Source organism: Caulobacter sp. GW821-FHT10A10, from assembly GCF_059415745.1.
The window spans coordinates 59730-84115 of sequence record NZ_JBWKNV010000006.1 but is presented as its reverse complement, the minus strand read 5'-3'; the positions used below and the strand labels follow the sequence as shown (position 1 = coordinate 84115).

Here is a 24386-nt window from a genome sequence, read left to right as displayed (position 1 = left end):
CCTCTCACCCTCCCATGGCTTCGCCAAGGCCCCTCCCTCTCTCAAAAAGAGAGGGATCAAGCCTACCGCCCCACCGTCTCCCGCATCTCCGGAGCCTTCCGCCGCTGGGTCGCCTGCTCGTACGCATAGGCCAGGCTCAGCAGTCGCGCCTCGCTCCAGGCCGGGCCGATGAACGACAGGCCCACGGGCAGGCCTTCGACCTGGCCCATGGGCACGGTCAGGTGTGGATAGCCGGCGACGGCGGGCAGGGTGGTGGCCGAGCCGCCATAGTGGTCGCCGTTGACCGGGTCGGTGGTCCAGGCCGGACCCGTCGTCGGGGCGATGATCGCCACCGCGCCGGTCTCCTTCAGGATCCTGTCGATGCCTTCCGGTCCGGCCAGCCGCCTGGCGTCGGCCTTGGCCTTCAGGTAGTCGGGATCGTCGAGGCCCTTGGTCGCTTGCGCCTTCTCGAAGGTCTCCTGGCCGAACCAGCGGGTCTCGGCCGGCGTCGCGGCGTTGAAGGCGATCAGGTCGGCCAGGGTGCGGGCCGGAACCTTCTTGGGGTCGGTCGAGGCCAGGTAGGCGGCGATGTCGGCCTTGAACTCGGTGTAGAGCACCACGCCCTCGGTCCGGCCGACGGGGTCTTCGTCAAAGGTCTTCACCTCGACCAGGGTCGCGCCCTGCGCGGCGAGATCCTTCAGGGCCTGCTCGAACACCGCGTCGGTCTGGGGCGAGCCGCCGGTGTAGAACCGCGCCACCGCCAGGGTGACGCCCTTCAGCGCGTCCTTCGACAGGCCGGCGGCGTAGTCGCTCTTGCGGGCGTCGGCCTCCGCCGTGGCCGGGTCGGTGGGATCGGAGCCGGCGAGAGCGGTGAGCAGCAGGGCCGCGTCGCGCACCGTCAGGGTCATCGGGCCGGCGGTGTCCTGGCTGTGGCTGATCGGCACGACATGGGTGCGTGAAACAAGGCCCACGGTCGGCTTGAGGCCGACCAGCCCGTTCATGGCGGCGGGGCAGGTGATCGAGCCGTCGGTCTCGGTGCCGATCGCGGCCGGCGCGAGCCCCGCCGCCACGGCCGCGGCCGAGCCGCTGGACGAGCCGCAGGGACTGCGGTCCAGGGCGTAGGGATTGCGCGTGAAGCCGCCGACCGCGCTCCAGCCGCTGGTCGAGCGCGGCGAGCGGATATTGGCCCATTCCGACAGGTTGGCCTTGCCCAGCACCACCATGCCCGCCGCCCGCAGCCGGGCGACCAGCGGGGCGTCGCGGCCGGTGACGTTGTCCTTCAGCGCCAGCGAGCCGGCCGTGGTGGCCATCGGATCGAGGGTCTCGATGTTGTCCTTGATCAGGATCGGCAGGCCGTGGAGCGGGCCGCGCGTCTTGCTCGCCTTGCGCTCGGCGTCGAGGGCGCGGGCGATCTTCAGGGCGTCGGGATTGACGGCGATGATGCTGTTCAGGCGCGGATCGAGTTCCCGGCGGCGCTCCAGATAGCCGCTGACGATCATGTCGGCCGTCGCGCCGGCCGACTGTACGGCCTGCCCCGCCTCCAGGGTGGGTTCGGCGCCGGCGAAATCCAGCTTGTGGACGATCTCCGCGCGGGGCGCGGCCTGGGCCGGGCCCACGAGCAGCAGGGCGGCTCCGCCGAGCAGCAACAGACGCTTCAAGCTCCACCCTCCATGCGAAAACGGCCCCGGCGAGAACCGGGGCCGTTCATTTCGATCACTCGCCCTTCAGCTTGCGGTCGAAGAAGTCGAGGTGCGTCTTCATGACGTGCAGGCCCTTGCTCCGGCTGCGGATCACGCTGTGGCGCTCGCCGGGATAGAGCATGGTCTCGAAGGCGATGCCCTTCTTCTGCAAGGGCGCCAGCACGCGGGTGCTGTTCTCGAAGATCACGTTGTCGTCGGCCATGCCGTGGATCAACATCAGGCTGCCCGGCTTGAGGTGGTCGATGCGGTTCAGCACGTCCGACTGCGCATAACCGGCCTTGTTCTCGTCCGGCTTGCCCATGAACTGTTCGGTGTAGTGGGTGTCGTAGAGGCCCCACTCCGTCGGCGGGGCGCCCGCGACGCCGGCCGTGAAGGGCGTGCCCTCGGCGGTCAGCATCATCAGGGTCATGAAGCCGCCGTACGACCAGCCCATCACGCCCAGGCGGTCCGGGTCGACGTAGGGCAGGGTCTTCAGGAAGGCCGCGCCGGCGAACTGGTCCTCGACCTCGACCGTGCCCATCCGGCGGTCCAGCGCCGTCTTGAACGCCGTCGAGCGGTTGGACGAGCCGCGGTTGTCGAGCTTGAACACCACGTAGCCGGCGTTGGCGAAGGCCTCGTCGTTGACGCCCCAGCTCTTCGTCACGCGCTGGGCGTGCGGGCCGCCATAGACCGAGACGATCACCGGATACTTCTTGCTCGCGTCGAAGTCGGCCGGCTTCAGCAGCGACCAGTGCAGCACCTGGCCGTCGCTGGCCTTCAGCGTGCCGAACTCCGGCACGATGTGGCTCTCGGCATAGGGGGCGTAGGGATGGCCGGCGCCGAGCTTGTTTTCCTCGATCCAGCGCACGCGCTTGCCGGCCGGGTCGTAGAGCGCCGTCTGCGGCGGGGTCTTCGGGTCCGAATAGGAGCCGACGAAGGCGCCGGTGGCGGCGACCTTGGCGGTCCACCAGCCGCCGGCCGGGGTCATGGCGACCGGGGCGGCGGGCTTGATGTACGACACCGAATAGAGCCGGCGCTCGATCGGGGTGTCGATCGAGGCCCCGAAGAAGACGAGGCCGCGCTTCTCGTCGACCGCCTCGATCTTGTCGACCGGCCAGTCGCCCTTGGTCATTTGCGCGAGGAGTTTGCCGTCGGCGGCGTAGTGATAGAGGTGCTTGTTCCCCGACTTCTCCGACGACCACAGGAACGAGCCGTCCTTCAGGGCGCGGAAGTCGTCGTGCAACTCCACCCAGTGCGGATCGGTCTCGGTCAGGATCGTCTTGCCCGCACCCTTGGCCGGATCGAAGGCGATCAGTTCCAGGGTCTTCTGGTCGCGGCTCTGGCGCTGGACGTAGAGGGTCTTGCCGTCCTTCGACCAGGCGACGCGCGCTAGGTAGATGTCCTTGTTCGAACCCAGGTCGATCTGCACGACCTTGCCCGAGGCCAGGTCCTTGACGAACAGCTCGACCACGGCGTTCGGGCGGCCCGAGCGCGGATAGCGCTGCTCGACCACGGTCGCGCCCGTCGGGCCGATGTCGGCGCGCGGCACGATATCGACGCCGCTCTCATCGACGCGGGTGAAGGCGATGCGGGTCTCGTCGGGCGACCACCAGTAGCCGGTGTCGCGATCCATCTCCTCCTGGGCGATGAACTCGGCCACGCCGAACGAGACGGCGTCCTTGCCCTCGGTCGTCACCGCTGTCTCGTCGCCGCCGGCCAGCGGCCGCACATAGAGGTTCTGGTCGCGGACGTAGGAGACGAACTTGCCCTTCGGCGAGACCTTGGCGTCCACCTCGTCGCCCGGGGTCTGCGTCAGGCGGCGCACCTTGCCGTCGGCGACGCTGTCCACATAGAGGTCGCCGTCCAGCGGCACGAGCACGAAGCGGCCCTCGCTGTCCCAGCTGTATTCCACGACGCCGCGGGCCAGCACCCGGGCGCGCTCGCGGCGGGCCTTCTCGGCCTCCGACAGCTCCTTGTCGCCCGACGACAGGGCGTTGGCGTCGATCAGGCGGTAGGGCTCGCCGCCGGCCACGTCGACCGCCCACAGGTCCTGCACGTTGGCCGCCTCGGCCTTGGCCTTTAGATAGGTCACCCGCTTGCCGTCCGGCGACAGGGCCACGCCCTTGGCCGTCGGGCCGTTGATGTCCGGATCGGCGAACAGGCGCTCGGGGGTGAGTTTTTCGGCCATCACGGGATGGGCCAGGGCGAGACAGGCCGACAGGGCCAGGAGCGAGGGACGGATCATGGCGCGGACGCTAGTGCCGAGCGGCGCCGTTGGCAAACCCGCTTGACTCCATTTCATATGTCAGAAATAACTGACATATGAAATACGGACTTGCAGCATGATCTCGGGCGACGAGCTGGCGGCGATCCTGTCGGCGCTCGACAACCCCCATCGGCTCCGCATCCTCGCGGCGCTGAAGGTCGGCGGGCGCAACTATGTCAGCCGCCTGGCGCGCGAGATCGGCATCAGCCGGCCGCTGCTGCACCTGCACCTTAACAAGCTCGAAGACGCGGGCCTGGTCAGGAGCCAGCTGGAGCTGTCGGCCGACGGCAAGGCCCTGAACTATTTCGAGGTCGTCGACTTCCGCCTCGAACTCACGCCCGAGACCGTCGCGGCCGCCGCCGCGACGCTGTCCGAGAAACCCGAAAAATAAGGGGGCTTGCATGCAAGCGCACATCTATCTGCTGACGATCTGCCTGCCGCTGGCGACCGTGCTGATCATCTTCGCCCTGCGCTACTGGTCCCGCGTGGCCCAGGCGAAAGCCGCTCAACAGGGCGGCGCCGCCCAGCAGGCGGTGCTCGACGGGCTGGACGAGATCAAGGTCCGCCTGAGCGCGATCGAGAAGATCCTCAAGGACGTCGAGTGATGGTCGCCCTCGCACCCGCGCTCCCGACCCGAGGGACGGACCTGCCCGCCTGGCGGCTCAACGCCCTGCGCTGCGCCTATCTGCTGCTGATCGTCGGCCTGGGCCTGCAGGTCTGGCCGGGCATCATCCTGCGCCACGCCGGCTGGGAGCTGATGGAGGGCGTCGTCCAGTGCATGCTGGGGGCGCTGTCGCTGCTGGCGGTCCTGGGTCTGCGCCATCCGTTGCGCATGCTGCCTCTGCTGATGTTCGAGATGGCCTGGAAGGCGATCTGGCTGGCCGTCGTCGCCGCGCCGAAGTGGGCGAGCGGCGGGATGGACGAAGGAACCGCCGCCACCGCCTTCGCCTGCCTGCTCGTCGTGGTCTTCCCGATCGTGATCCCCTGGCGGCATCTGGCCGCGACCTTCTTCGCCGGCCCGGGCGACCGCTGGCGCTGAGCGCGGCTCAATAGTGATAGGGCGACCGCCTGGCCCAGTTCGACTTCGGATAGCGACCGTGCAGCAGCCGGAAGGCGCGGCTGCTCATGTCGTTCTCGTTGGGACCCCAGTGGGTGACGCGGATCAGCCAGTAGAGCGCCTCGGGCGAGCGCGGATCCTCCGGATGGGCGCGGGCGTAGGCCAGCACGTCTTCCCAGACGTTCAGCGAGCCCTTGGGCGGTTCACCCGTGTCGTGGTCGGAGAAGAAGGCCCGCCGCTCGGCCAGGGCCGTCGGCTGGCCGGCGGCGGCGAACTGCGGCAGCCGTAGCGGGAAGGCGCCCGCGCCGCACTGGCCAAGGCAGGTCAGGTCGCCGAAGCGCTGCTCGTCTTCCTGATCGCCATAGATGACGCCGGTATACTGGTAGCTGACCAGCTTCGGCGCCGCGGCCGTCGCCGGTCGCTGGCCGCGCGGCAGGATGATCCAGCGGGGCCACGAGCCGCTGAAATTGGCGACCGAGCCGGTCGGGCGGATGTAGTCGATGAGGTCGGTCCGCAGGCCGGGGATCTTGGCCAGCACGAAGAACTCGGCGAACCGCTTGGCCTCGCCCGGCGGGGTGGCGGCGATCCGCGCCCAGTCGGCCTTCAGCTGGGGCAACGTCTTGGCCAGGTCCCGCGCCAGGGCGTCGATCGCCGCGTCGTCCTGCAGCTGCACCGCCCGCGCGAAGCTGGTCAGGGCCACGTCCAGGCGCAGATGGGCGGGCAGGGCGGGGTTGCGCGACAGCGCGATCCGCTGCTCCAGCGGCAGGCGGTCGATGATCGCGCGGGCGTCCTCGCCGAAGCCGACGGACCAGGCCAGCGGGCCGACCATCTCGGCCGAGTAGCCGTCGGCCTGGCCGCGCGAGGGGACCGCGCCGTCGTGCGCGCAGGCCTCGGCGTCGCCCAGGCAGAGGCGCTGGCGCGTGGCGTGGCGGGCGAAATCGGCGAGGCTGGAGGCGACCTGCAGGCGCTCGGCGGTGAACAGGGCCCGGTCGTTGCCGGAAAGGTCCTTGCGGGCCAGGATCGCGTCGAGGCGGGCGCGGGTCGCGGCCGGCGGGGCCTGCGCTATGGTCAGCCGCACCAGGTGATACTGCGCGCTCAGCCAGGCCGGACCGGCCGGAACCTTCTCGGCGTCGGCGGCCAGCGCCTTGGCGGCGGGATCGTCGGGCGAGACCAGGGCCAGCGCCGCCAGCAGCCAGGCGACGTCGCGCGTCTTGCTCCAGCGCTCGCGCGCGTGGGCCAGCGGGCCGTCGGGATTGAGCGCCTTCAGGGTCTCGATCCAGTCGACCGCGTCGGGCCGGGACGAGGCCTTGGCGCCAAGCTTCAGATAGTCGCGCAGGTCGACGGCGATCTGCGGATAGGGCGCCTCGCGGTTCAGGTCGCGGTCGAGATCGGCCAGGGTCTGGCCCGGCTGGTCGCGATAGGCCAGGGCGCGCAGCATGCCCCGGGTCTCGCCCTTGCCGAAGGTTCCGTCCGGCGCCGCCGCCAGTTCGGCGATCGCCGCGCGCGAACGGGCGAAGCTGGCGGGGCCGGGCCTGGCCAGGGCCTCGCGTTGCAGCGCGCGTACCTTCAGATAGAGGCCCATCGGCCGCCAGGGCGAGTTGGGATCGCGGGCGATGTCGGCGAAGCGCTCGGCCGCGGCGGTGTGGAAGCCGTTGTAGAGGGCCAGGGCCGCCGACTGGTAGGCGCGGTCGGCCCGCAGCCAGCCGGGCTGGTCGGCCAGCATCGGCGGCATCTCGACCCCGGCCTGGCCGCAGGTGGCGAACACCGAATCCTGCCCGTCCAGCCAGGCCCGCACGGCCGGCGACGAGGCGCCATAGCGCTTGGCCCGGTCGCGCAGGGTGACGATGGCCGTGTCGAAGGCCTCGCGGAAGCAGTTCTGCCGGGTCTGGTAGTTGCCGATGTCGCGTTCGACGCTGACGAACGGCAGCTCGGACTTGACGCCGGGCACGATCTCGCGCGCCCGCGTCCAGCCATAGACGCCGCCGTCTTCGCCGTCGAACGTCGGGGCCGGGGTGCAGCAGTCGTCCGACAGCGCCGCGCCGGCCTGGGGGCCGACCTTCAGCCCATGCAGCAGCCGCCAGTTCAGGAACAGCATCGGCCGGGGCGCGCGGGCCATGACCACGCCCTGCTGGCCGGCATAGAGCCGCTGGAGGTCGCGGGCGTCGCCGCCGCGCGGATCCAGATACCAGGGAACGTCCTCGTCATAGCCCGAGCCGTGGGCCTGGCCGGCCAGAACGCCCGCCAGAGCACCCCCAAGAACGCCAGTGAGAACCGTGGCGGCCAAGACCGCCCCCACACGCCGCTTCACCGCCATCCCCCAACCTGTCGTCGCGCCGTCTCGAAGTCGGCTTCGGTCCAGCTGTGAGGAGCGAAGAGATAGACGCGGCGTCCGGGAGGCGCTCGAACTATAGGCGTGTCGGTGGAGACCGCCAGAGCTTGGCGACACTTTGGGTTGCGAAAATCGCGTCCTTTCGCGAGCCGTCGGCGCAGCGGCTCGCCGCCCTCGGTCATGCGGAACAGCATGGGTGCGATCTCGTCCACCGGGACCTGCTCCAGCCAGGTCTCGGTGTCGCACCACGAGGCCAGGGCGGTCATCGACAGCAGGGTCCCCGGCGGCAGTCCGGCCCGCACGTCGGCCAGCACGTCCAGCAGCACCTGGCGCTGCGAGGCGCGCACCTCGAAATCCACCTGCACCCGCCGCGCCGGGATCGCGGCGGCGTAGTGCAGGATCGCCGCCGCCGTCCTCGCGCGCAGGGCGGGGCTCCATTCCAGCGGCCGGTCAGGGTCGATCTGCACATGCACCAGGGCGGTGGTCGGCGGCCGGCTGACCTTCAGCGGAAACCGCCGTCCCCGCGACTCTACCCCCTCGCCCGACAGCTCGACGAAGCCGGTCTGCACCGCCACCTCGGCCCGGTCGCCCAGAAAGCGCAGGTCCTCCGGCCGCTCCCAGGCCCAGACGACGAGCGTCGACGGGGGCCGTCCCGACGGCCCGCAGCCGACCAGCGCGATCAAGGCGGCCAGGACGACGGCGGCGCGCAATGGCGGTTCCTTCAGGCGAATCCGGGGAAGGGATCAGGCTAGCAACAGGCGGGGGCGGCGGCGATGGTTGCTCATCCCGCGCTCCGCCCCTCAATCGTCATCCCGGGCGGAGGGCCGCGTAGCGGACCGCAGACCCGGGACCCAGGGGACTGGGCTGAGCGGCTCGATCAAGCGCCCCAAGCGGTCGTCGGCGCAATGCGGTCGCCCCTGGGTCCCGGCTCTCCGCTTCGCTGCGGCCGGGATGACGACCGAAGAAGCGTGGCGTCCCCCTAACCCGGAAACCGCCGCTCCAGCCACCCCAGGATCGCCGCGTTCACCTCGGCCGGCTTCTCCTGCTGGGTCCAGTGGCCGCTGCCCTCGACCAGCACCTTCTCCAGGTCCGAGATCTGGTCGCCCATCCGGTCGGCGAGCGACGGCGGCAGGACGACGTCGTGCTCGGCCATGATCATCAGGCAGGGGATGCCGTCGATGCGGCGGGGCAGGGGCTCGGACCGCTCCCAGTTGCGGGTGAAGTTGCGGTACCAGTTGATCGGCCCGGTGAAGCCGCCCTTCTCGAAGGCCTCCACATAGACCGCCCGCTCGGCGTCGCTCAGGAACTGCTTGTCGTCGCCGGCCGGGTCGAAATGCTCCAGGGCCAGCTGCAGGGCCAGCGACCGCCGCTCGGCCGGGCGCGACGAGAAGCCGACCACGCCGTCGCCGGGCAGGCGCATGAAGAAGCGGATGGTCTTGTCCACGTCCTGGGCGAACAGGGCGTCGGCGGCGCCGGGCGTCTGGAAGTGGACGATGTACATGTCCTCGCCATAGGCGGCCTTGAACATCTCGATGGGATCGATCGGCAGGCGCGGCACGAAGGGGGTGTTCAGCCCGATGATCCCGGCCACCCGGTCGGGATGCAGCAGCGGCATGGCCCAGACGATGATGCCGCCCCAGTCGTGGCCGCAGAAGATCGCCTTCTCCACGCCCAGGTGGTCGAGCAGGCCGACCAGGTCGCCGGTCAGGTGGGCCATGTCGTAGTCGGTGACGGCGGCGGGCTTGTCGGTCAGGCCGTAGCCGCGCTGGTCCGGGGCGATCACCCAATGGCCGGCTTCGGCGAGGGCGGCGACCTGATGGCGCCAGCTGTAGGCCAGCTCCGGAAAGCCGTGGGAGAAGACGATGGGGACGCCCGTTCGCGGGCCGGCCTCGTAATAGGCCATCCGCACGCCGTTGATCTGCGCGAATTGCGGCTGCGGCCATTGGGCGGCCATGAGCGTCTCCCCTGTTATGTTATCTGCGGTCAGATTGCGGGCGGCGAACCGGCCTCGCAAGACCGATAAGGGCTTTCCGTAGCGGCAGACGGGAGTAGAAGGCCGGGATGACTTCGGCTCCTCCCGCTTCCCCGCCCGCCACGCCCTGGCGGCTCGTCCTGCTGCTGGGGGCGCTGACGGCCTTCGCGCCGATGTCGATCGACATGTACCTGTCCAGCCTGCCGGCCATCGGGCGCAGCCTGCACGTCGGCGCCGAGCAGACCCAGCTGACCCTGGCGGCCTTCTTCGCGGGCATGGCGCTGGGCCAGTTCGTCTACGGCCCGGCCTCCGACCGCCTTGGCCGCCGCGCGCCGATCCTGCTGGGGATCATCATCTACACCGTCGCCTCGCTGACCTGCGCCCTGGCGCCCAACATCGAGGTGCTGCTGGGCGCCCGCTTCGTCCAGGCCCTGGGCGGCTGCGCCGGGGCGGTGGTGGCCCGCGCGGTGGTGCGCGACCGCTTCGACCACGCCGAGACCGCGCGGGTGCTGTCGCTGATGACCCTGATCATGGGCCTGGCCCCCGTGCTGGCGCCGCAGCTGGGCGGGGCGATCGACGCCATCGCCGGCTGGCGCTGGGTGTTCGGGGTGATGGCCGTCTTCGGCCTGGCGATCGGCGTCTGGGTGGCCCTGGGCCTCAAGGAGTCGCGCTCGGAAGAGACCGCCGCCCAGGCCCGCGCCGAGAACCCCCTGCGCGCCTTCGGCCTGCTGCTGCGCGAGAAGCGCCTGCTGGGCTACGGCTTGGCCGGGGCGCTGAACGGCTCTGTGCTGTTCACCTACATCTCGACCTCGCCGGACCTGGTCATGGGGACCTACGGCCACTCGCCGCTGGTCTTCAACATCGTCTTCGCCCTCAACGCCGTCGGCATCATCGGGGCCAGCCAGGTCAACCGCTTCCTGCTGCGCCGGTTCAAGCCCGACCAGGTGCTGATGCGCGCCAGCGTCGCCTCCATGACCCTGGCCCTGGTGCTGACCTTCTTCGCCTGGACCGGTTTCGGCGGCGAATGGACCGTGCTGCCGCTGCTGTTCCTGGCCCTGTCGACCTACGGCCTGATGTCGGGCAACACCATGGCCGGGGCGCTCAGCGTCGATCCGCGCCGGGCCGGCTCGATCTCGGCCCTGATGGGCGGGGTGTCGTTCGCGGCCGGGTCGCTGGCCACCTGGGCTGGCGGCGCGCTGCACGACGGGACCCCGCGCCCAGCGGCCGCCGTGATGTTCTGCTGCCTCGTCGGTTCGGGCCTGGCGATCTTCCTGCTGGCGGTCCCGAAGAAGAAATCCCCCTCTCTTTGAGAGACCCGCCGCGCAGCGGTGGGAGGATGAGAGGTTTCACCGCTGGCGGGCAAATCCCGGCCTGCTCCGACGCGCCTCAGGTCTCGTCCGGCGTCAGGTTCGCCAGCCACAGGCGCTGGACCTCCGTGTCGGGCACCGGCAGGCCGCGCGCCTTCGCGATCGCCGCCCAGGCCGTCTCGCTCGCCATGCCGGCCGTCACCAGAACCGCGCCGGCGATCAGCGAAGCGCGGCCGATGCCGGCCCGGCAATGGATGGCGGTCGGCGTCCCGTCGTCGAGGATCCGGCGCGCCAGCCGGGCGGCCGAGCGCGCGTCCTCCGGCGTCCCGCGATCGGCGATGGGATAGGAGACGAAGTCGATGGACCGGGCGGCGCACAGCGCGGCCTCCGCGTCCAGCCCGAGTTCATGCACCTCGTGCGGCTCCAGCAGGCTAACGACCCTGCCGACGCCCTGCTGAGCCCAGTGGTCGATCTCGTCTTCCAGCCAATCGCCGGCCCGCGGGCGGGCCATGGTGGCCAGCTGCAGGCCGGGGGGCGTCTCGATCCAGTAGATGTCGGAGACCATAGCGTCGTCCGGAAGGGTTTAAGCTTCGTCGCCGACCTTGCGCGCGGTCCAGGCCAGCACCAGCCAGCCGGCCAGGAAGGCCACGCCGCCGATCGGGGTGATCGCGCCCAGGATCCTCGGTCCGCCGAAGGCCATGGCGTAGAGCGTGCCCGAGAACACCAGCGATCCGAACAGGAAGAGGCCGGCGGTCAGGCCCCCCGAGCGCCCGCTGGCCCGCGCCACGGCGAAGGCGGCGAACACCGCCAGGGCGTGGGTCATCTCGTAGAGCGCGCCGGTCTTCAAGAGCTCGACGGGCCGGGCCTCGTGCACGCCGTGGGCGGCGAAGGCCCCGACGGCCACCGAGACGAAGCCGCTCAGCGCGGCCAGCGGCAGATAGGTCCTGGGCGTCCAGATCTTGGCCATGAAGTCCTCTTCGCGCGCTACGAACGCCGCTCTAGCGGTGCTTGTCGTGCTTGGCGACTTCGTCGGGTTTGATGTCGATCAAGTTCGGCGCGGCGGCGTTGTATTGCTCGGTCTTGTGCAGGTCCATGACGACGCTGCGATGGCCTTCCCAGACCATGTGCAGGGCGACGTAGAGCACGATCGCCAGGCCGATGAAGCCGATCCAGCGGTGCTTGTGCAGCAGCTTGGCGATGGCGTTGGCGGCCAGGCCCATCAGGGCGATCGACAGCAGCAGGCCGAACACCAGGATGCCCGGGTGCTCGCGGGCCGCGCCGGCCACGGCCAGCACGTTGTCCAGCGACATCGACACGTCGGCGATCAGCACCTGCAGGAAGGCGCTCTTGAAGCTCTTGGCCGGCTTGGCCTTGGGCTCGGTGGTCGGGTCGGAATCGAGCACGGCGGCCGCGTCGGCGGCGTCCTGGGCGGCCTGCTCGCGCAGTTCGCGCCACATCTTCCAGCACACCCACAGCAGCAGGAAGCCGCCGGCCAGCAGCAGGCCCACCACGCCCAGCAGCCAGGTGGTGATCAGAGCAAAGCCGATGCGCAGCACCACGGCCGCGCCCAGGCCGTAGAGGATGACCTTCTTGCGGTCCTTGACCGGCAGGCCGCCCGCCGCCAGGCCCACGGCCACGGCGTTGTCGCCGGCCAGGACCAGGTCGATCATCAGGACTTGCAGGAAGGCCGTCAGCGGGCCGCTAGCGGAGGAGAAGAGCGCGTCGAGCATGCGGTCTCAATGGGGCAGGCCGCGCGCCCTGGCAAGCGCCGAGGCCGGCGTCGGCGCGGATCGCGCGGATCCGAACGAAAAAGGGCCCGTCCTGCTGGACGGGCCCTCGATCTTAGTGAACCGGTTCCGGTTCGCGGTGGTGGTGATCCGCCGCCGGAGCCGGGTGATCGTCCCCATGGCCGTCCTTGTGGTCGGTCTCGACGTGGGCCGGCTCGTGATGATCCTCGGCGTGGCCGTGGTCGTCATGGTGCTCGGCGTGAGCGACCGGCTCGGCGTGGCTGACGTCGCTGACGTGCTGCACCTGCGGGCTGTCGTCGGCCGGAGCCGGGAAGGGCTCGTGCTCGGCGGCGGCCGCTTCGGCCTTGGCCTCTTCGTGGTGGTTGAAGATCGTCGCGCCCGCCGCGCCGACGATCGCGCCGCCGGCGGCGGCCACCATCGGGTTCACATAGGCCACGTCCTGCGCCTTGGGCGTGTCGAACTCGGCCTCGTTGCGGCCGTAGTCGGTCAGGGTGCGGAACTTGCGGCGGCGTTCGGCCTGGGCCTTGGCCTTGGCGGCGTTGCGCGAGATGGCGACGATGATGATCAGGGCCAGCAGCAGCAGGCCAGCGCCCAGCAGCGACTTGCCCGGCACCTTGCCGATCCCCGGCACCTCGACCTGCTCGTCCAGGAAGGCCGGCAGCTTGAAGCCCTTGGCGGCGGCCTCGACCTTTTCCGGAACCGCGGCCACCTGCTTGGTGATCGCGCCCAGCGAGAAGGGCTGGGGCGCCTTGCCGCCGTCCAGCGACGCGCCGAACTGCGTGGTCAGCTGGCCCTTGGCGTCCGGCGTCGGCTTGACCTGCCAGGCGAAGGTGGTCGGCTCGCCCGGCTTGACGGTCGCGGTCTGGCGGCCGTTCGGGGTGATCTCATAGCCCTGGCCTTCCAGGTCGGCGTAGGCGCTGACCTTCTTGGCCGGCTTGCCCAGGCCGAACTTGGCGGCCTGTTCCTTGATCAGGTCGCCCAGGGTCGCGGGCAGCGACAGGGTGACCTGGCCTTCCTTGCCGGTCTTCAGGCTTTCGGCCGTGGCCAGCACCGCGCCGCTGGTGGCGGCGGGCGCGACGGCGGCCTGCAGCTTCTCGACCTTCGGCGGCAGCTTGACGGCGGCCGGAGCCGCCGGAGCGGCGACCGGCGGAACCACCGGAGCCTTGGCCACTACGGCCGGCTTGGCCGGCGGAGTGGCGGGCTTCAGGACCTCGGGCTTGGCGACCTGCACGGGCGGCGGCGGCGCCTTGGCGGCCACCGGAGCCGGCTTCGGCGTGGGTTTCGCAGCGACCACGGCCGGCTTCGGAGCGGGCTTGGCCACGGCCACCGGCGCCGGACGCGCGGCGGCCACGGTGGTGGTGCGCGCATGATGCGGCTTCGGCTTGGCGTGCGGACGCGTCTCGACCTTGCCCGAACCGCGCGGATTGGCGATCGGGCGCATGGCCGTGACCAGGGTGCCGTCGGCGCGGCGCCAGGTCTTGATGCGCGAATCGTTGCTGCTGACGACCACCGGCTGCGGCTGGGCGACAGGACCGCCCAGCAGGCCTTCCGACGGCGGCGCTTCGCTCGGAGCCGCCCCCAGCAGCTCCGGCTTCTGCGCCGGCGCGGGCGCCGGTTCGCTGGCGGCGGTCGGCGGCGTGTCGGCCGGCTCCCGCGCGCCGCAGCCCGTCAGGGCCAGCGCCAACACCGCGGACGAGGCCAGAGCGGCCGTCCGGAACTTCACCTGCAACATCGGGTCCCCCGATCCCATGCCTATGATCCCTCGCGAGCTGTCGTACTTGAAGGCTCGCGAAGCCAATCGCCCGCGAGGAAAACACGTCGTTGCGACGAAATCAAAACGGTTAATCGTATTTTACGAACCGATTTCCCCCGTGGCGCGAACTCTGGACGTTTCATAGAGCGCGATCGCCGCAGCAGCGGACACGTTCAGGCTCTCGAAGCCGCCAGGCATGGGGATTTTTCCCATCGCGTCGCAATGTTCGGCAACCAGGCGCCGCACGCCTTCGCCTTCCGAACCGAGCACCAGCACGGTCGGACCGCCGTCGAGCACCGCCTCCAGGCTTTCCTCGGCCTCGCCGGCCAGGGCCACGGCCCGCCAGCCCAGGTCGGCCAATTCCTCCAGCGCCCGGGAAAGATTGACCACGCGCGCGTAGGGCACCTTGTCCACCGCGCCGACGGCGGTCTTGGCCAGCACGCCGGAGAGGGCGGGGGCGTGGCGGTCCTGCAGCACCGCGCCCTTCACCCCGAAGGCGGCGGCCGAGCGGAAGATGGCGCCGACGTTCTGCGGATCGGTGATCTGGTCGAGCATGACGATCACGCCCTTGGCCGGGGTGGCCAGTTCGGCCAGCGACAGCGGCTCGGGCTCGTCCACCTTCATGGCGATTCCCTGGTGCACGGCGCCCTGGGGCAGCTGGCGGGCGATATCCTGCGCTTCCATCACCTGCAGGGCGGGGTGGCGCTGGAGATTCGGCGCGAGTCGCTTGGCGCGGTCCGGGGTGACCAGAAGGCGCTTCGGCGCGGGCCTGGCGGGGTTCGAAAGCGCCGCCTCGACCGCGTGATTCCCCCAGATCCAGTCCTTCTCGTCGCTGTGAGGCTTGGAAAAGTGCTTGTTTTTCTGAGGCTTGCCGCGATTTTCACGTTCTGGCGCTTTTGGCCTTCCACGGTCGTTGCGTTCAGAATGAGAGGACACTATAAGACGCGCTCCGATTTGGGGGCCACGAGGTTCCGCGAGCCGGTCCGGCGCTGCTTAGCACCGTCCGAACCTGCTCAAAGAGCTTTTGTTCCTCGATCCACAGCAGCCGTTTGACACGGCCGCCAAGATCGAAGATACGGCCGCCTCTTCCGGAGTTCACATCGCGCCGTGGGGGAATGTCCCGAGCGGCAAAGGGGGCGGACTGTAAATCCGCTGCGAAAGCTTCGAAGGTTCGAGTCCTTCTTCCCCCACCACGCGCGATGAACTGAACGACCGGAAGGTGGGCGAGGCCCCCGAGCCAAGAGACGGGAGCCGATCGCGACCCCGCTGCCAGACTAGCTAGGCGACGCGGGTATAGCACAATGGTAGTGCAGCAGCCTTCCAAGCTGAGGATGCGGGTTCGATTCCCGCTACCCGCTCCAGCTCCCCCGAAGTGATACCCGTAACAATCAGCCGCCGGCGCGAAGGTAGAGACGATGGCCAAGGAAAAGTTCGAACGTAATAAGCCGCACTGCAACATCGGCACCATCGGTCACGTTGACCATGGCAAGACGACGCTGACGGCCGCGATCACGATCACGCTGGCGAAGTCGGGCGGCGCGACCGCCAAGAACTACGCCGACATCGACGCCGCGCCGGAAGAAAAGGCCCGCGGCATCACGATCAACACGGCTCACGTCGAGTATGAGACGGCCAACCGTCACTACGCTCACGTCGACTGCCCCGGCCACGCCGACTACGTGAAGAACATGATCACGGGCGCCGCCCAGATGGACGGCGCGATCCTGGTCGTGTCGGCCGCCGACGGCCCGATGCCGCAGACCCGCGAGCACATCCTGCTGGCCCGTCAGGTCGGCGTGCCGGCTCTGGTCGTGTTCATGAACAAGGTCGACATGGTCGACGACGAAGAGCTGCTGGAGCTCGTCGAAATGGAAGTGCGCGAGCTGCTCAGCTCGTACCAGTTCCCGGGCGACGACATTCCGATCACCAAGGGTTCGGCCCTGGCCGCCGTGGAAAACCGCGACGCCAACATCGGCGAAGAGAAGATCCTCGAGCTGATGGCTTCGGTCGACGCCTACATCCCGCAGCCGGAACGCCCGATCGACCAGGCCTTCCTGATGCCGGTCGAAGACGTGTTCTCGATCTCGGGCCGCGGCACCGTGGTCACCGGTCGCGTCGAGCGCGGCATCGTGAAGGTCGGTGAAGAAGTCGAAATCGTCGGCATCCGTCCGGTCCAGAAGACGACCTGCACGGGCGTCGAAATGTTCCGCAAGCTGCTCGACCAAGGTCAGGCCGGCGACAACGTGGGCGTGCTGCTGCGCGGCACCAAGCGCGAAGACGTCGAGCGCGGCCAAGTGCTGTGCAAGCCGGGTTCGATCACCCCGCACACCAAGTTCGTGGCCGAGGCCTACATCCTCACCAAGGAAGAAGGCGGCCGTCACACCCCGTTCTTCACCAACTACCGCCCGCAGTTCTACTTCCGCACCACGGACGTGACCGGGATCATCAAGCTGCGCGAAGGCGTGGAAATGATCATGCCGGGCGACAACGCCGAGCTGGACGTCGAGCTGATCACCCCGATCGCCATGGAAGAGAAGCTCCGCTTCGCCATCCGTGAAGGCGGCCGCACCGTCGGCGCCGGCGTCGTCGCCAAGATCGTCGAGTAATCGACGCTTCTTAGCTTCGGCTGACAAAGCGAAGGCCCCGGAGGAAACTCCGGGGCCTTTTCTTTTATCCCTCTCCCCCTGCGGGAGAGGGTGGCCTCCGAAGGAGGTCGGGTGAGGGGTCTCTCAGAACTCGAAGCCGAGTGCAGCGGTCAGGCCGGGTGAAGCGTCTCCCATCTGAGAGACCCCTCATCCGACGGCTTCGCCGCCACCTTCTCCCGCAAGGGGAGAAGGATCGGGAGATACGCACGCTGCTCACACGGCGTAGTCGAGAAAGAGTCCCACAAACTCAACGCCCTACAACTTTATAAGCCCAACTTATCCCCACCCGCTCAAACCGCCCCCATAATCATCCCCATCCCAGCCACGGGGAGGGCTCTTGGTACCGGCCCGAGTTAGCGGCTGAGATCGCATCGAGCGGGGCCGCTTGGGGCGTCATGGGAAGGGCGGGTTTGCAGGATCGCTCAGAAGGCGTGATTGGGCCGCCAAGCCGTTCCGTGACGAAACGAGCGGGTCGACAGGGCCGGGATCGCTAAACCGACCTAACAGGATCAGCCGAGGCCGCCGCCGGATCACCGCGGGGCTATTGATCCTGCCCGTCCGGGGGAAAGGCTGGGCCTTGGGTTGAAACAACACCCGCGCCTCTGGCCCCTCCGAGCCAATGATGCGGCGGAGCGGTCAGACGAAGCCGAAACGCTAAAACACATCACGGTCTCCGGGCTCCGCCCGGCCGCTCCGCGCCTCCCCGTCAACTTTCGTGATCTTTCACGGGAGATCGCCTCCCTGTGCCCTCTCCCCTTGCGGGAGAGGGTGGCCTCCGAAGGAGGTCGGGTGAGGGGTCTCTCAAAAATCAAAGCTGCGTGCGGCGGCAAGGCCGGGCGGAGCGTCTCCCATCTGAGAAACCCCTCATCCGACGGCTTCGCCGCCACCTTCTCCCGCAAGGGGAGAAGGAAGCCTACGCCGCCGCCGCTTCCAGGTCCGTCGCCGGCGCGGTGCGCCAGCCGCGTTCCAGGGTCCAGGCGGCGATACCCAGCCACAGGAGGCCCAGGAACGCATGTCCCCGCTGCCAGAGGCCGACGTCGGTTCCCGTGCGGATGTTCCAGGCTCCGGTCAGCAGGGCCAGCACCAGCAGCAGGCCGAAGAACCAGCCGAGCGAGAAGTGCGCCAGGCGGCGATAGCCCGGCTTGCCCCACAGGGCCCAGGCGGTGAACAGCGGCGCGAACTGGATGGCCAGGCCCACCCCGCAGGTGCGGTGCATCGGATCGGGCCAGTGGAAGGCTCCGGCGAAGAACGCCCCCAGGCCCGTCAGCGCCACCCACAGCCCGGCGAAGGCCGAGACCTGGCGGCGGCCGCCGGCCTTCTCCAGGGCGTGGGCGAAGCCGGCCCCGGCGAACAGGCCGGCGATTCCGGCCAGCATCATGCCGAGGTTGAACACCACGGGCGCCGGCGCGGCCGGGCCGCCCAGCTCGCTGATGAACTGGGCGCCGGGGTCGAAGCCGGGGAACAGCCGCTGGGCCAGCCACACGTCCGCGATCATCGCCACGGGCGTGATCACGCCGAGCTTCAGGAGCGCGCCCGTGCTGGCCACCAGATTCCCTCTTGATAAGGACGAGCACGCAAAATCGGCCCGTCCGTCTCGTCGGTCAATCGTCTTCCGGTCGATCGGTTCCCGCTCAACGGGCCGCCGACGGATGGCCCTGGGGCGCGAACATCGAGCCGAAGAAGTCGCCGGCCTTCCAGGTCGGGCGCTGCGGCGCGTCGGCCAGGTCGTGGGCGATCTCGTAGTTGACCCGGGCGAACTTGGCGGCCGCCTGGTAGTCGATCGGCTGCGAAAGGTCGTCGCTGGGCTTGTGATAGTGCGTGGCCAGGAAGTCCCTGAACGCCTTCTCGCCGCCGTTCTTGAAGCCGGTCATCAGGAACACCGACGGCACGCCCTGCTCGACGAAGCGGTAGTGGTCGCTGCGGGTGAAGAGGCCTTCCTCGGGCATCGGGTCGGGCGACAGGGCCACGTCCACGCGGGCGGCGGCCTTGGCCACGATCGGGCCGATGGTCGAGCGATCGGCCCCGAAGGCCACCACGTCGACGAACGGATAGAGCAGCACCGGCATGTCCAGATTGACGTCGGCGGCCAGGCTGGCCTTCGGCACGGTCGGATTGTGCGCGAAATATTCCGAGCCGATCAGGCCCTTCTCCTCGGCGGTGACCGCCAGCAGCAGGATCGAGCGCCTGGGCCGGGCCTTGCCGCCGGTGAAGCCGCGGCCGACCTCCAGCAGGGTGGCGATGCCGCTCGCATTGTCGAGGGCGCCGTTATAGATCGCGTCCTCGCCCGGCTTGGGGTTCTCGCGGATCCCCTCGTGGTCGAGGTGGGCGCTCAGCACCACCACCTCGGACTTCAGCGTCGGGTCCGAGCCCTCGATCAGGGCCGCGACATTGCTGCTGCGGCGCTGCTCGATCTGGCTCTTCAGCGCGATGGAGGCCGTGGTCGGCAGGGCGAAACCCGCCACCTTGCCCTCGGTCGTCTCGGCGGCGGTATAGGCTGCCTCCAGCCGGCCGGCGGCCCCGCCGAACAGCTTCTGGCCGCCCTTGACGCTGATCGAGCCCAGGCTCGGCGCCGAGGCCCCGCGGATGAAGGGCGAGCCGTCCGGCGCCCGCCAGGTCATCCGCCAGTCGCGATTGCCGCCGATGCCGCGCGCGAACGGCCGGCGCTTCTCGCCCGAGGGAACGCTCAGGACCAGCACGCCGACGGCGCCGCGCCGGGCGGCCTCCACCCGCTTGATGTTCAGCGAGCCGTAGTGGGCCCGTTCCTCGGTCTGGAAGCCCTTAGGGGCGCCGGCCAGCACCACCACGATCTTGCCGGCCACGTCGAGCCCGGCGAAGTCGTCGCGACCGCGCTCGGGGGCGCTGATGCCGAAGCCGACGAAGACCAGCGGCGCGTTCAGGGCCAACTCGGCCTTGTCGGCCTGGGGGGAGGGCAGGAAGTCTTCGCCGAAGGTCAGGGCTGTCGGGGCCGCGCCGGCCTCGGCGACCTTCAGTTCCCCGTCGGCGGCGACGCGATAGGCCACCAGCGGCACGGTCTGAAGGTAGGTCCCGGCGTCGCCGGCCGGCTTGAGGCCCTGCAGGGCGAACTGGGCGGCGACATAGTTGGCGGCCAGGTCGTAGCCGCGCGTGCCGGCCTCGCGGCCTTCCATCAGGTCGTCGGCCAGGAAGGTCATGTGGGCGCGCATCGCCTGGGGCGAGGGGACGAAGGTCTCTTTGGGGCCGACCAGGGGGAAAGCTTGGACGGGCAGGGTCGTGAGAAGCAGGACGGCGCTCAGGCAGGTTGCGCCAAGACAGGCAGCGCGACGCGAAACGGGCATGCAGCAGGCTCCAGGGCGGACCCCACGGGCCGCGAAGCCGGCGACCTTGCAGAGACGGCGGCGACTTGTCGAGCCGAGCTTGGCTTGAGGAGGCGCGATAGGCGCGCAACAGGCGTCGCGCGCGGTAACCTTAATGGCAAAGATTTTCTACATAACTTGGTAAGGTCGATCGAAATTCACCCTAAATATGAAGAAGAGCTTAACCGAACCCCGCCAGTTTCGCGAAAGAGACAGGGGAAACGGTTCATGCAGGCCTTCTCGATATCCGCCGCCGGAATGAGCGCCGCGACCAGCCGTCTGGCCGCCAGCGCTCAGCGCGTCGCTGCGGATCCGGGGGCTGGGGCCAAGACCGATCTGGCGACCGAACGGGTCGCGCAGATCTCGGCCAAGACCGATTTTTCCGCCAACGCCGCGGTGCTTCGCACCGCCGACGAGATGACCGGGGCTCTGCTGGACCTTCTGGCCTAGCCGCACTCCGGTCATTGTCCGCGCCCGCCTCGCGTCCCCCCCTGCGAAGGGCGCGGATACGCCGCCTCCTGGGTTTTCCCCTAGTCTATCCGGGAGGCGGCGACCCAATCCGCCGCTTATCTATCAGCGCCAGCCGCTCTTGACGGCCTTGGCCTCGCCGGCCGCATCCAGCGGCGCGCCGGCGATCATGCTGTCGACCACGGCCAGCACCGCCGCCGGCGTCTCCGAGCCGGCCTGGCGATACTCGCCGCTCGCCGCTGGAGCCGCCGCCGGCGACACCGCCAGCACCCGCCAGGCGTCGCTGGTCCGGCAGGCCACGCCCGCCTGCGCCTCTCCCTGGAAGGTCCGGCAATAGCGGCCCTCCTGATTCTTGAAGGTCACGCCGACCCGCACAGGACCCGACGCGGCGGCGGCCGTGCCGTCCTCCAGCGCGCGGGCCAGCGGGCCGACGGCGGTCGGCGCTTCGGCCGCGCGGCCGTCGGCGGTGGGCGGCGAGGGCAGGGCCAGGCGTCCGACCGCCAGGCCCGCCACCAAGCAGGCGGCCATGGCGGCCCAGGCCGGCGGCTTGCGCACGGTCAGGCCCGGCCGGGCCGACGGCGTCGCCGGCTTCTGGACCCGGATCTTCTCCTTGGCCTTTTCCTTCGACTTGGGCTGCGGGAAGGCGATCACCTCGGCCGGCTTGCCGCCGGCGCCGGTGGCGGCCGACTTCAGGGTCGGCGGGACCGGTTCGCGCAGCACGCCGGCATGGGCGCCCGACAGCAGTCGCCGCAGGTCCTTCTGGGCCTGGATCCGCGCGGCCAGGGCCGGGTCCTTGGCCATGGCCGCGGTGATCTTGGCCATGGCCTCGGGCGGCAGTTCGCCGTCCACATAGGCGAAGACCTCTTCGTCGCTCACGGTCATGGCCTGGCTCCTTGGTCGATCAGCACGGCCTGCAGGGCCATGCGGCCGCGGGCGAGGCGGCTGGTGAGGGTCCCCATGGGGATTTCGAGGCTGTCGGCGGCTTCCTGGTACGAAAGGCCTTCGATCAGCACCAGGGCCACCGCCGTGCGCTGGTCCTCGGGCAGGGCGTCCAGCGCGGCCTCGACGGCGCTCATCGCCAGGTGGCTGTCCAGCGAGTGGGCGGCCGGGTCTGCGGCGTTGGCGCCGGCCTCGGGCGGGGCCAGGATCCGGCCGCGCCGGGCCCGGCTTCTGCTTTCGTCGATCCAGGCGTTGCGCATGATCCGAAACATCCAGCTGTCTTGTCGCGTGCCCTCGCGCCATTGATCACGGCGCGCCAGGGCGCGCTCCACGGTCAACTGCGTCAGGTCGTCGGCGTCGGCGGGATCCCGGGCCAGCACCCGCGCCATGCGGCGCAGCCGCGGCAGCAGGTCCAGCATGTCCTTTTGAAAAGAATCCAAGGTCCGCCTACGTCGCCTGAAGGAAGAAACGCGCCGTGCCCGGCGTTTAATCCACAACTCGATAATTATTCCACTCCGCGCGCGTTCCGGCCATCGTTCTCGCGCGAAGAGTTCAGGAGATAGCGTTGCGAAGGAAAATCGTCCTGCCGGTCGTCGCGGCCTGCGCCCTGGTCCTGGGACCGGCGGCGGCCTCGCGCGCCCAGCTGCTGCCGGGCGGCCTGCCATCTCTGCCCAGCCGGCTGCCGGTCGTCTCGGACGTCGTCGAGGGCGCGCAGGACCTGACGACGCGCACCGTGGAAGGCGTGCGCGACCTGGCGGGTCTCGATCGCCTGCAATCCCTGTTGAAGGCCAATCCCCGCACGCTCGAAGCCGACGACCAGGGCCGCCCCGCCGTGCGCGGCGAGGTGCTGGCCGTCTCGCCCAGCCCCCAGGGGATCGAACGGGCGCTGGCCAAGGGCTTCACCGTGCTGCGCCGCGAGCGTTCCGGCGATCTGGGCCTCGAACTCGTCACCCTGGCCCCGCCGCGCGGCATGGACGCCCGCCAGGCCGTCCGCGACCTGCGGACGTTGGATCCCGACGGCGACTACGACTTCAACCACATCTACGCCGGCGCCGGCGTGGCGGTGGCCGCCGGGGCGGCGGTCGCGGCCGCGTCGGACAAGCCGGCGGCTGGCGGCGCGCGGGTCGGTCTGGTCGATGGCGGGATTGACCTCGGTCATCCCGACTTCCAGGGCGTCGCCATCGAGCAGAAGGGCTTCGCCAAGGGCGCGCCCAGGGCCGGGGCCCACGGCACGGCCACCGCCGCCCTGATCGCCGCCCGGGGCTATGGCGCGGCGGGACCCGGCGCGCGGCTGCTGGCGGCCGATGTCTATGGCGTCGGCCCGACCGGCGGCTCGGCTTCGGCCATCGTCGGGGCGCTGTCCTGGATGAGCGCGGCCAAGGTTCCGGTGGTCAATGTCAGCCTGGTCGGTCCCGACAACGGCGCGCTGCGGGCGGCGGTCAGGGCGCTGCTCGGGCAGGGCGTGCTGGTCGTCGCCGCGGTCGGTAACGACGGCCCGGCCGCGCCGCCGCTCTATCCGGCCTCCTATCCCGGCGTGATCGCGGTCACCGGCGTCGATCGCAGGGGAAGGGCGCTGCCCGAGGCCGGGGCCAATCCGCAGGTGGCCTTCGCCGCCCTCGGCGCCGAAGTGCGCGCCGCCGCCCCCGGCGGACGGACGGCCAGCCTGCGCGGCACCTCCTTCGCCGCCCCAGTGGTGGCCGGACGGCTGGCCCGACTGACGAGCCGCCCCGACCCCGCGAGCGCCCGGGCGGCGGTCGCTGGCCTGGCTCGTTCGGCCCGCGATCTGGGCGCTCCGGGACCCGACAAGGTGTTCGGCGCTGGCCAGGTCGATGCTGGGCGCTAGGAAAAGTCGAAAAGAGTCAGCTGGATAACACCGAGAGATCGATTTTCGAATTTCTCGAAAAATTTGTGCTCGGAGGGAAGAAAAGCGCGGGAGCCGGCGTTTGACGGGTCAGGAGGCGGACAGCGCCCCACGGAAAAGACCCTTCAAAGGAGACGACCATGCGCAAGATCTCGTTCCTCACCGCCGCCGCCACCGTCGCCGTTCTGATGGCCGCGCCGATGGCCCAGGCCCAGCTGCTGGGCGGTTCGGGCGGCGGCGGCCTCACGGGCGGTCTGGGCGGAGGCCTGGGCGGTCTCGGCGGTCAATTGGGCGGGACCGGCAGCCTCGGCGGCGGCCTGACCTCGCCCGACACCAGCGGCTTGGGCTCCTCGGTCCGCGATACGACCGGCCGCGTCCGCGATCGCGCCGGCGACACGACCTCGACCGTCCGCGGCAAGGCGCGCAACGCCGCCGGCCGCACCCGCGACGCGGCGACCGGCGCGGTCGACACCGCCCGCACCACTGCTTCCACCGCCAATGCGGCGGGCTCGGCCAATGGCTCGGGTTCCGGCTCGGCCTCGACCCCGGACGCGAGCGGCCTGACCTCGACCGCCTCGGGCGCCGCCTCCCGGGCCACGGGCGCGGCCTCCAACGCCGGCTCGCGCGTTCAGACCGCGACGGGTTCGGTTCGTGACCGGGCGACGAGCGCGGCTGGCCGCACCACCAGCGCCGCCCGTAGCGCCGCTGCCTCGGCCCGCGACGCGGCCAGTTCTACCTCGGCGACCGGCGACGGCGCCCTGAACGCCACCGGCGCGGCCAGCCGCGACGGCGTCTCGGGTTCGACCAGCGGCTCGGGCTCGTCCAGCGCCTCGACCAAGAAGGGCGGGACCAGCCAGTCGGGCTCGCTGGGCCTCACCGGTTCGGCCTCGCGCAGCGGCGCCAGCGCCTCGGCCAACGGCGGCGGCTCGGGCTCGGCCGACATCAAGACCGGCAACAATTAAGCCGGCTGCTCCGTCGACCTAGGGACGGCTCTTCCCCCGGAGCCGTCCCGCTTGTCGGAGTTCCAAAAGAAAAGGCGGCGTCCTCGCGG

22 protein-coding genes, 2 tRNA genes and 1 pseudogene are annotated in these 24386 nt (G+C 70.1%); 10 read left to right on the top strand and 15 right to left on the bottom strand.

Annotated elements, in window-relative coordinates; translation table 11 throughout:
• Positions 1-62 precede the first annotated feature (62 nt).
• Both AC07NS_RS16875 and AC07NS_RS16870 read right to left on the bottom strand, forming a co-directional pair.
• Complete coding sequence (locus AC07NS_RS16875) at positions 63-1637, bottom strand: amidase (RefSeq protein ID WP_494605047.1); 1575 nt, start codon at positions 1635-1637, stop codon at positions 63-65.
• Between the two features lie 55 nt (positions 1638-1692).
• On the bottom strand, positions 1693-3903 hold the full coding sequence (locus AC07NS_RS16870) for a S9 family peptidase (RefSeq protein ID WP_494605045.1): 2211 nt from the start codon (positions 3901-3903) through the stop codon (positions 1693-1695).
• Between the two features lie 97 nt (positions 3904-4000).
• Here AC07NS_RS16870 and AC07NS_RS16865 point away from each other — a divergent pair, with 97 nt between their 5' ends.
• The 3 genes from AC07NS_RS16865 to AC07NS_RS16855 are packed head-to-tail and all read left to right on the top strand — an operon-like array spanning position 4001 to position 4963.
• On the top strand, positions 4001-4315 hold the full coding sequence (locus tag AC07NS_RS16865) for an ArsR/SmtB family transcription factor (RefSeq protein ID WP_487291031.1): 315 nt from the start codon (positions 4001-4003) through the stop codon (positions 4313-4315).
• Between the two features lie 10 nt (positions 4316-4325).
• Complete coding sequence (locus tag AC07NS_RS16860) at positions 4326-4529, top strand: hypothetical protein (RefSeq protein WP_494605043.1); 204 nt, start codon at positions 4326-4328, stop codon at positions 4527-4529.
• A complete protein-coding gene (locus AC07NS_RS16855) occupies positions 4529-4963 on the top strand; it encodes a hypothetical protein (RefSeq protein ID WP_494605041.1) in 435 nt (144 codons plus the stop codon). The genes AC07NS_RS16860 and AC07NS_RS16855 overlap by 1 nt, the downstream gene beginning before the upstream one ends.
• A 7-nt stretch (positions 4964-4970) precedes the next feature.
• Here AC07NS_RS16855 and AC07NS_RS16850 read toward each other — a convergent pair whose 3' ends face one another.
• The 4 genes and pseudogenes from AC07NS_RS16850 to AC07NS_RS16835 form a co-directional block, all read right to left on the bottom strand.
• Positions 4971-7265 (bottom strand): tol-pal system YbgF family protein, encoded by a 2295-nt coding sequence (locus AC07NS_RS16850; protein ID WP_494605040.1) that lies wholly within the window; start codon positions 7263-7265, stop codon positions 4971-4973.
• A gap of 20 nt (positions 7266-7285) precedes the next feature.
• Positions 7286-8020: a hypothetical protein gene (locus AC07NS_RS16845; protein WP_494605038.1), complete on the bottom strand. Its 735-nt coding sequence runs from the start codon at positions 8018-8020 to the stop codon at positions 7286-7288.
• A 97-nt stretch (positions 8021-8117) separates the two neighbouring features.
• Positions 8118-8279: pseudogene (locus tag AC07NS_RS16840) on the bottom strand (hypothetical protein); the annotation flags it as partial.
• 10 nt (positions 8280-8289) lie between these two features.
• Positions 8290-9264, bottom strand: coding sequence for an alpha/beta fold hydrolase (locus tag AC07NS_RS16835; protein ID WP_494605036.1), 975 nt, complete (start codon positions 9262-9264; stop codon positions 8290-8292).
• Positions 9265-9371: 107 nt separating this feature from the next.
• Here AC07NS_RS16835 and AC07NS_RS16830 point away from each other — a divergent pair, with 107 nt between their 5' ends.
• Positions 9372-10592: a multidrug effflux MFS transporter gene (locus AC07NS_RS16830; RefSeq protein WP_494605034.1), complete on the top strand. Its 1221-nt coding sequence runs from the start codon at positions 9372-9374 to the stop codon at positions 10590-10592.
• 76 nt (positions 10593-10668) lie between these two features.
• Here the strand turns inward: AC07NS_RS16830 and AC07NS_RS16825 are convergent, their stop codons facing one another.
• The 5 genes from AC07NS_RS16825 to rlmB all read right to left on the bottom strand — a co-directional run bounded on the left by AC07NS_RS16825 (position 10669) and on the right by rlmB (position 15026).
• Positions 10669-11154: a protein-tyrosine phosphatase family protein gene (locus AC07NS_RS16825; RefSeq protein ID WP_494605033.1), complete on the bottom strand. Its 486-nt coding sequence runs from the start codon at positions 11152-11154 to the stop codon at positions 10669-10671.
• An 18-nt stretch (positions 11155-11172) separates the two neighbouring features.
• Positions 11173-11556, bottom strand: coding sequence for a DUF423 domain-containing protein (locus tag AC07NS_RS16820; protein WP_494605031.1), 384 nt, complete (start codon positions 11554-11556; stop codon positions 11173-11175).
• Positions 11557-11587: 31 nt separating this feature from the next.
• Positions 11588-12319 (bottom strand): TerC family protein, encoded by a 732-nt coding sequence (locus tag AC07NS_RS16815; protein ID WP_494605029.1) that lies wholly within the window; start codon positions 12317-12319, stop codon positions 11588-11590.
• Between the two features lie 112 nt (positions 12320-12431).
• Positions 12432-14087 (bottom strand): stalk-specific protein StpX, encoded by a 1656-nt coding sequence (gene stpX, locus AC07NS_RS16810; protein ID WP_494605027.1) that lies wholly within the window; start codon positions 14085-14087, stop codon positions 12432-12434.
• A 102-nt stretch (positions 14088-14189) separates the two neighbouring features.
• The gene (gene rlmB, locus AC07NS_RS16805) at positions 14190-15026 is read right to left on the bottom strand and encodes a 23S rRNA (guanosine(2251)-2'-O)-methyltransferase RlmB (protein WP_494605025.1); all 837 of its coding nucleotides are present in this window, start codon (positions 15024-15026) and stop codon (positions 14190-14192) included.
• A gap of 173 nt (positions 15027-15199) precedes the next feature.
• Here rlmB and AC07NS_RS16800 point away from each other — a divergent pair.
• From AC07NS_RS16800 to tuf, 3 genes are all read left to right on the top strand, one after another.
• Positions 15200-15283: transfer RNA gene (locus AC07NS_RS16800), tRNA-Tyr, on the top strand.
• A 94-nt stretch (positions 15284-15377) separates the two neighbouring features.
• A tRNA-Gly gene (locus tag AC07NS_RS16795) sits at positions 15378-15451 on the top strand.
• Positions 15452-15505: 54 nt separating this feature from the next.
• Complete coding sequence (tuf, locus tag AC07NS_RS16790; RefSeq protein WP_101719590.1) at positions 15506-16696, top strand: elongation factor Tu; 1191 nt, start codon at positions 15506-15508, stop codon at positions 16694-16696.
• Positions 16697-17648: 952 nt separating this feature from the next.
• Here tuf and AC07NS_RS16785 read toward each other — a convergent pair.
• Complete coding sequence (locus tag AC07NS_RS16785) at positions 17649-18230, bottom strand: DUF998 domain-containing protein (protein ID WP_494605748.1); 582 nt, start codon at positions 18228-18230, stop codon at positions 17649-17651.
• Positions 18231-18366: 136 nt separating this feature from the next.
• The gene (locus tag AC07NS_RS16780; RefSeq protein WP_494605023.1) at positions 18367-20049 is read right to left on the bottom strand and encodes a M28 family peptidase; all 1683 of its coding nucleotides are present in this window, start codon (positions 20047-20049) and stop codon (positions 18367-18369) included.
• A gap of 246 nt (positions 20050-20295) precedes the next feature.
• Here AC07NS_RS16780 and AC07NS_RS16775 point away from each other — a divergent pair, with 246 nt between their 5' ends.
• Positions 20296-20517, top strand: coding sequence for a flagellar basal body rod C-terminal domain-containing protein (locus AC07NS_RS16775; protein WP_110118165.1), 222 nt, complete (start codon positions 20296-20298; stop codon positions 20515-20517).
• Positions 20518-20640: 123 nt separating this feature from the next.
• Here AC07NS_RS16775 and AC07NS_RS16770 read toward each other — a convergent pair whose 3' ends face one another.
• The gene (locus tag AC07NS_RS16770) at positions 20641-21417 is read right to left on the bottom strand and encodes an anti-sigma factor family protein (protein ID WP_494605020.1); all 777 of its coding nucleotides are present in this window, start codon (positions 21415-21417) and stop codon (positions 20641-20643) included.
• On the bottom strand, positions 21414-21914 hold the full coding sequence (locus tag AC07NS_RS16765; protein WP_199228315.1) for a sigma-70 family RNA polymerase sigma factor: 501 nt from the start codon (positions 21912-21914) through the stop codon (positions 21414-21416). The genes AC07NS_RS16770 and AC07NS_RS16765 overlap by 4 nt, the downstream gene beginning before the upstream one ends.
• A 125-nt stretch (positions 21915-22039) precedes the next feature.
• On the opposite strand from AC07NS_RS16765, the gene AC07NS_RS16760 reads away from it, so the two are divergent.
• Both AC07NS_RS16760 and AC07NS_RS16755 read left to right on the top strand, forming a co-directional pair.
• A complete protein-coding gene (locus AC07NS_RS16760) occupies positions 22040-23317 on the top strand; it encodes a S8 family serine peptidase (RefSeq protein WP_494605018.1) in 1278 nt (425 codons plus the stop codon).
• Between the two features lie 158 nt (positions 23318-23475).
• Positions 23476-24297, top strand: a complete 822-nt coding sequence (locus AC07NS_RS16755) for a hypothetical protein (RefSeq protein ID WP_494605016.1) — start codon at positions 23476-23478, stop codon at positions 24295-24297.
• The last annotated feature ends 89 nt before the right edge of the window (positions 24298-24386 follow it).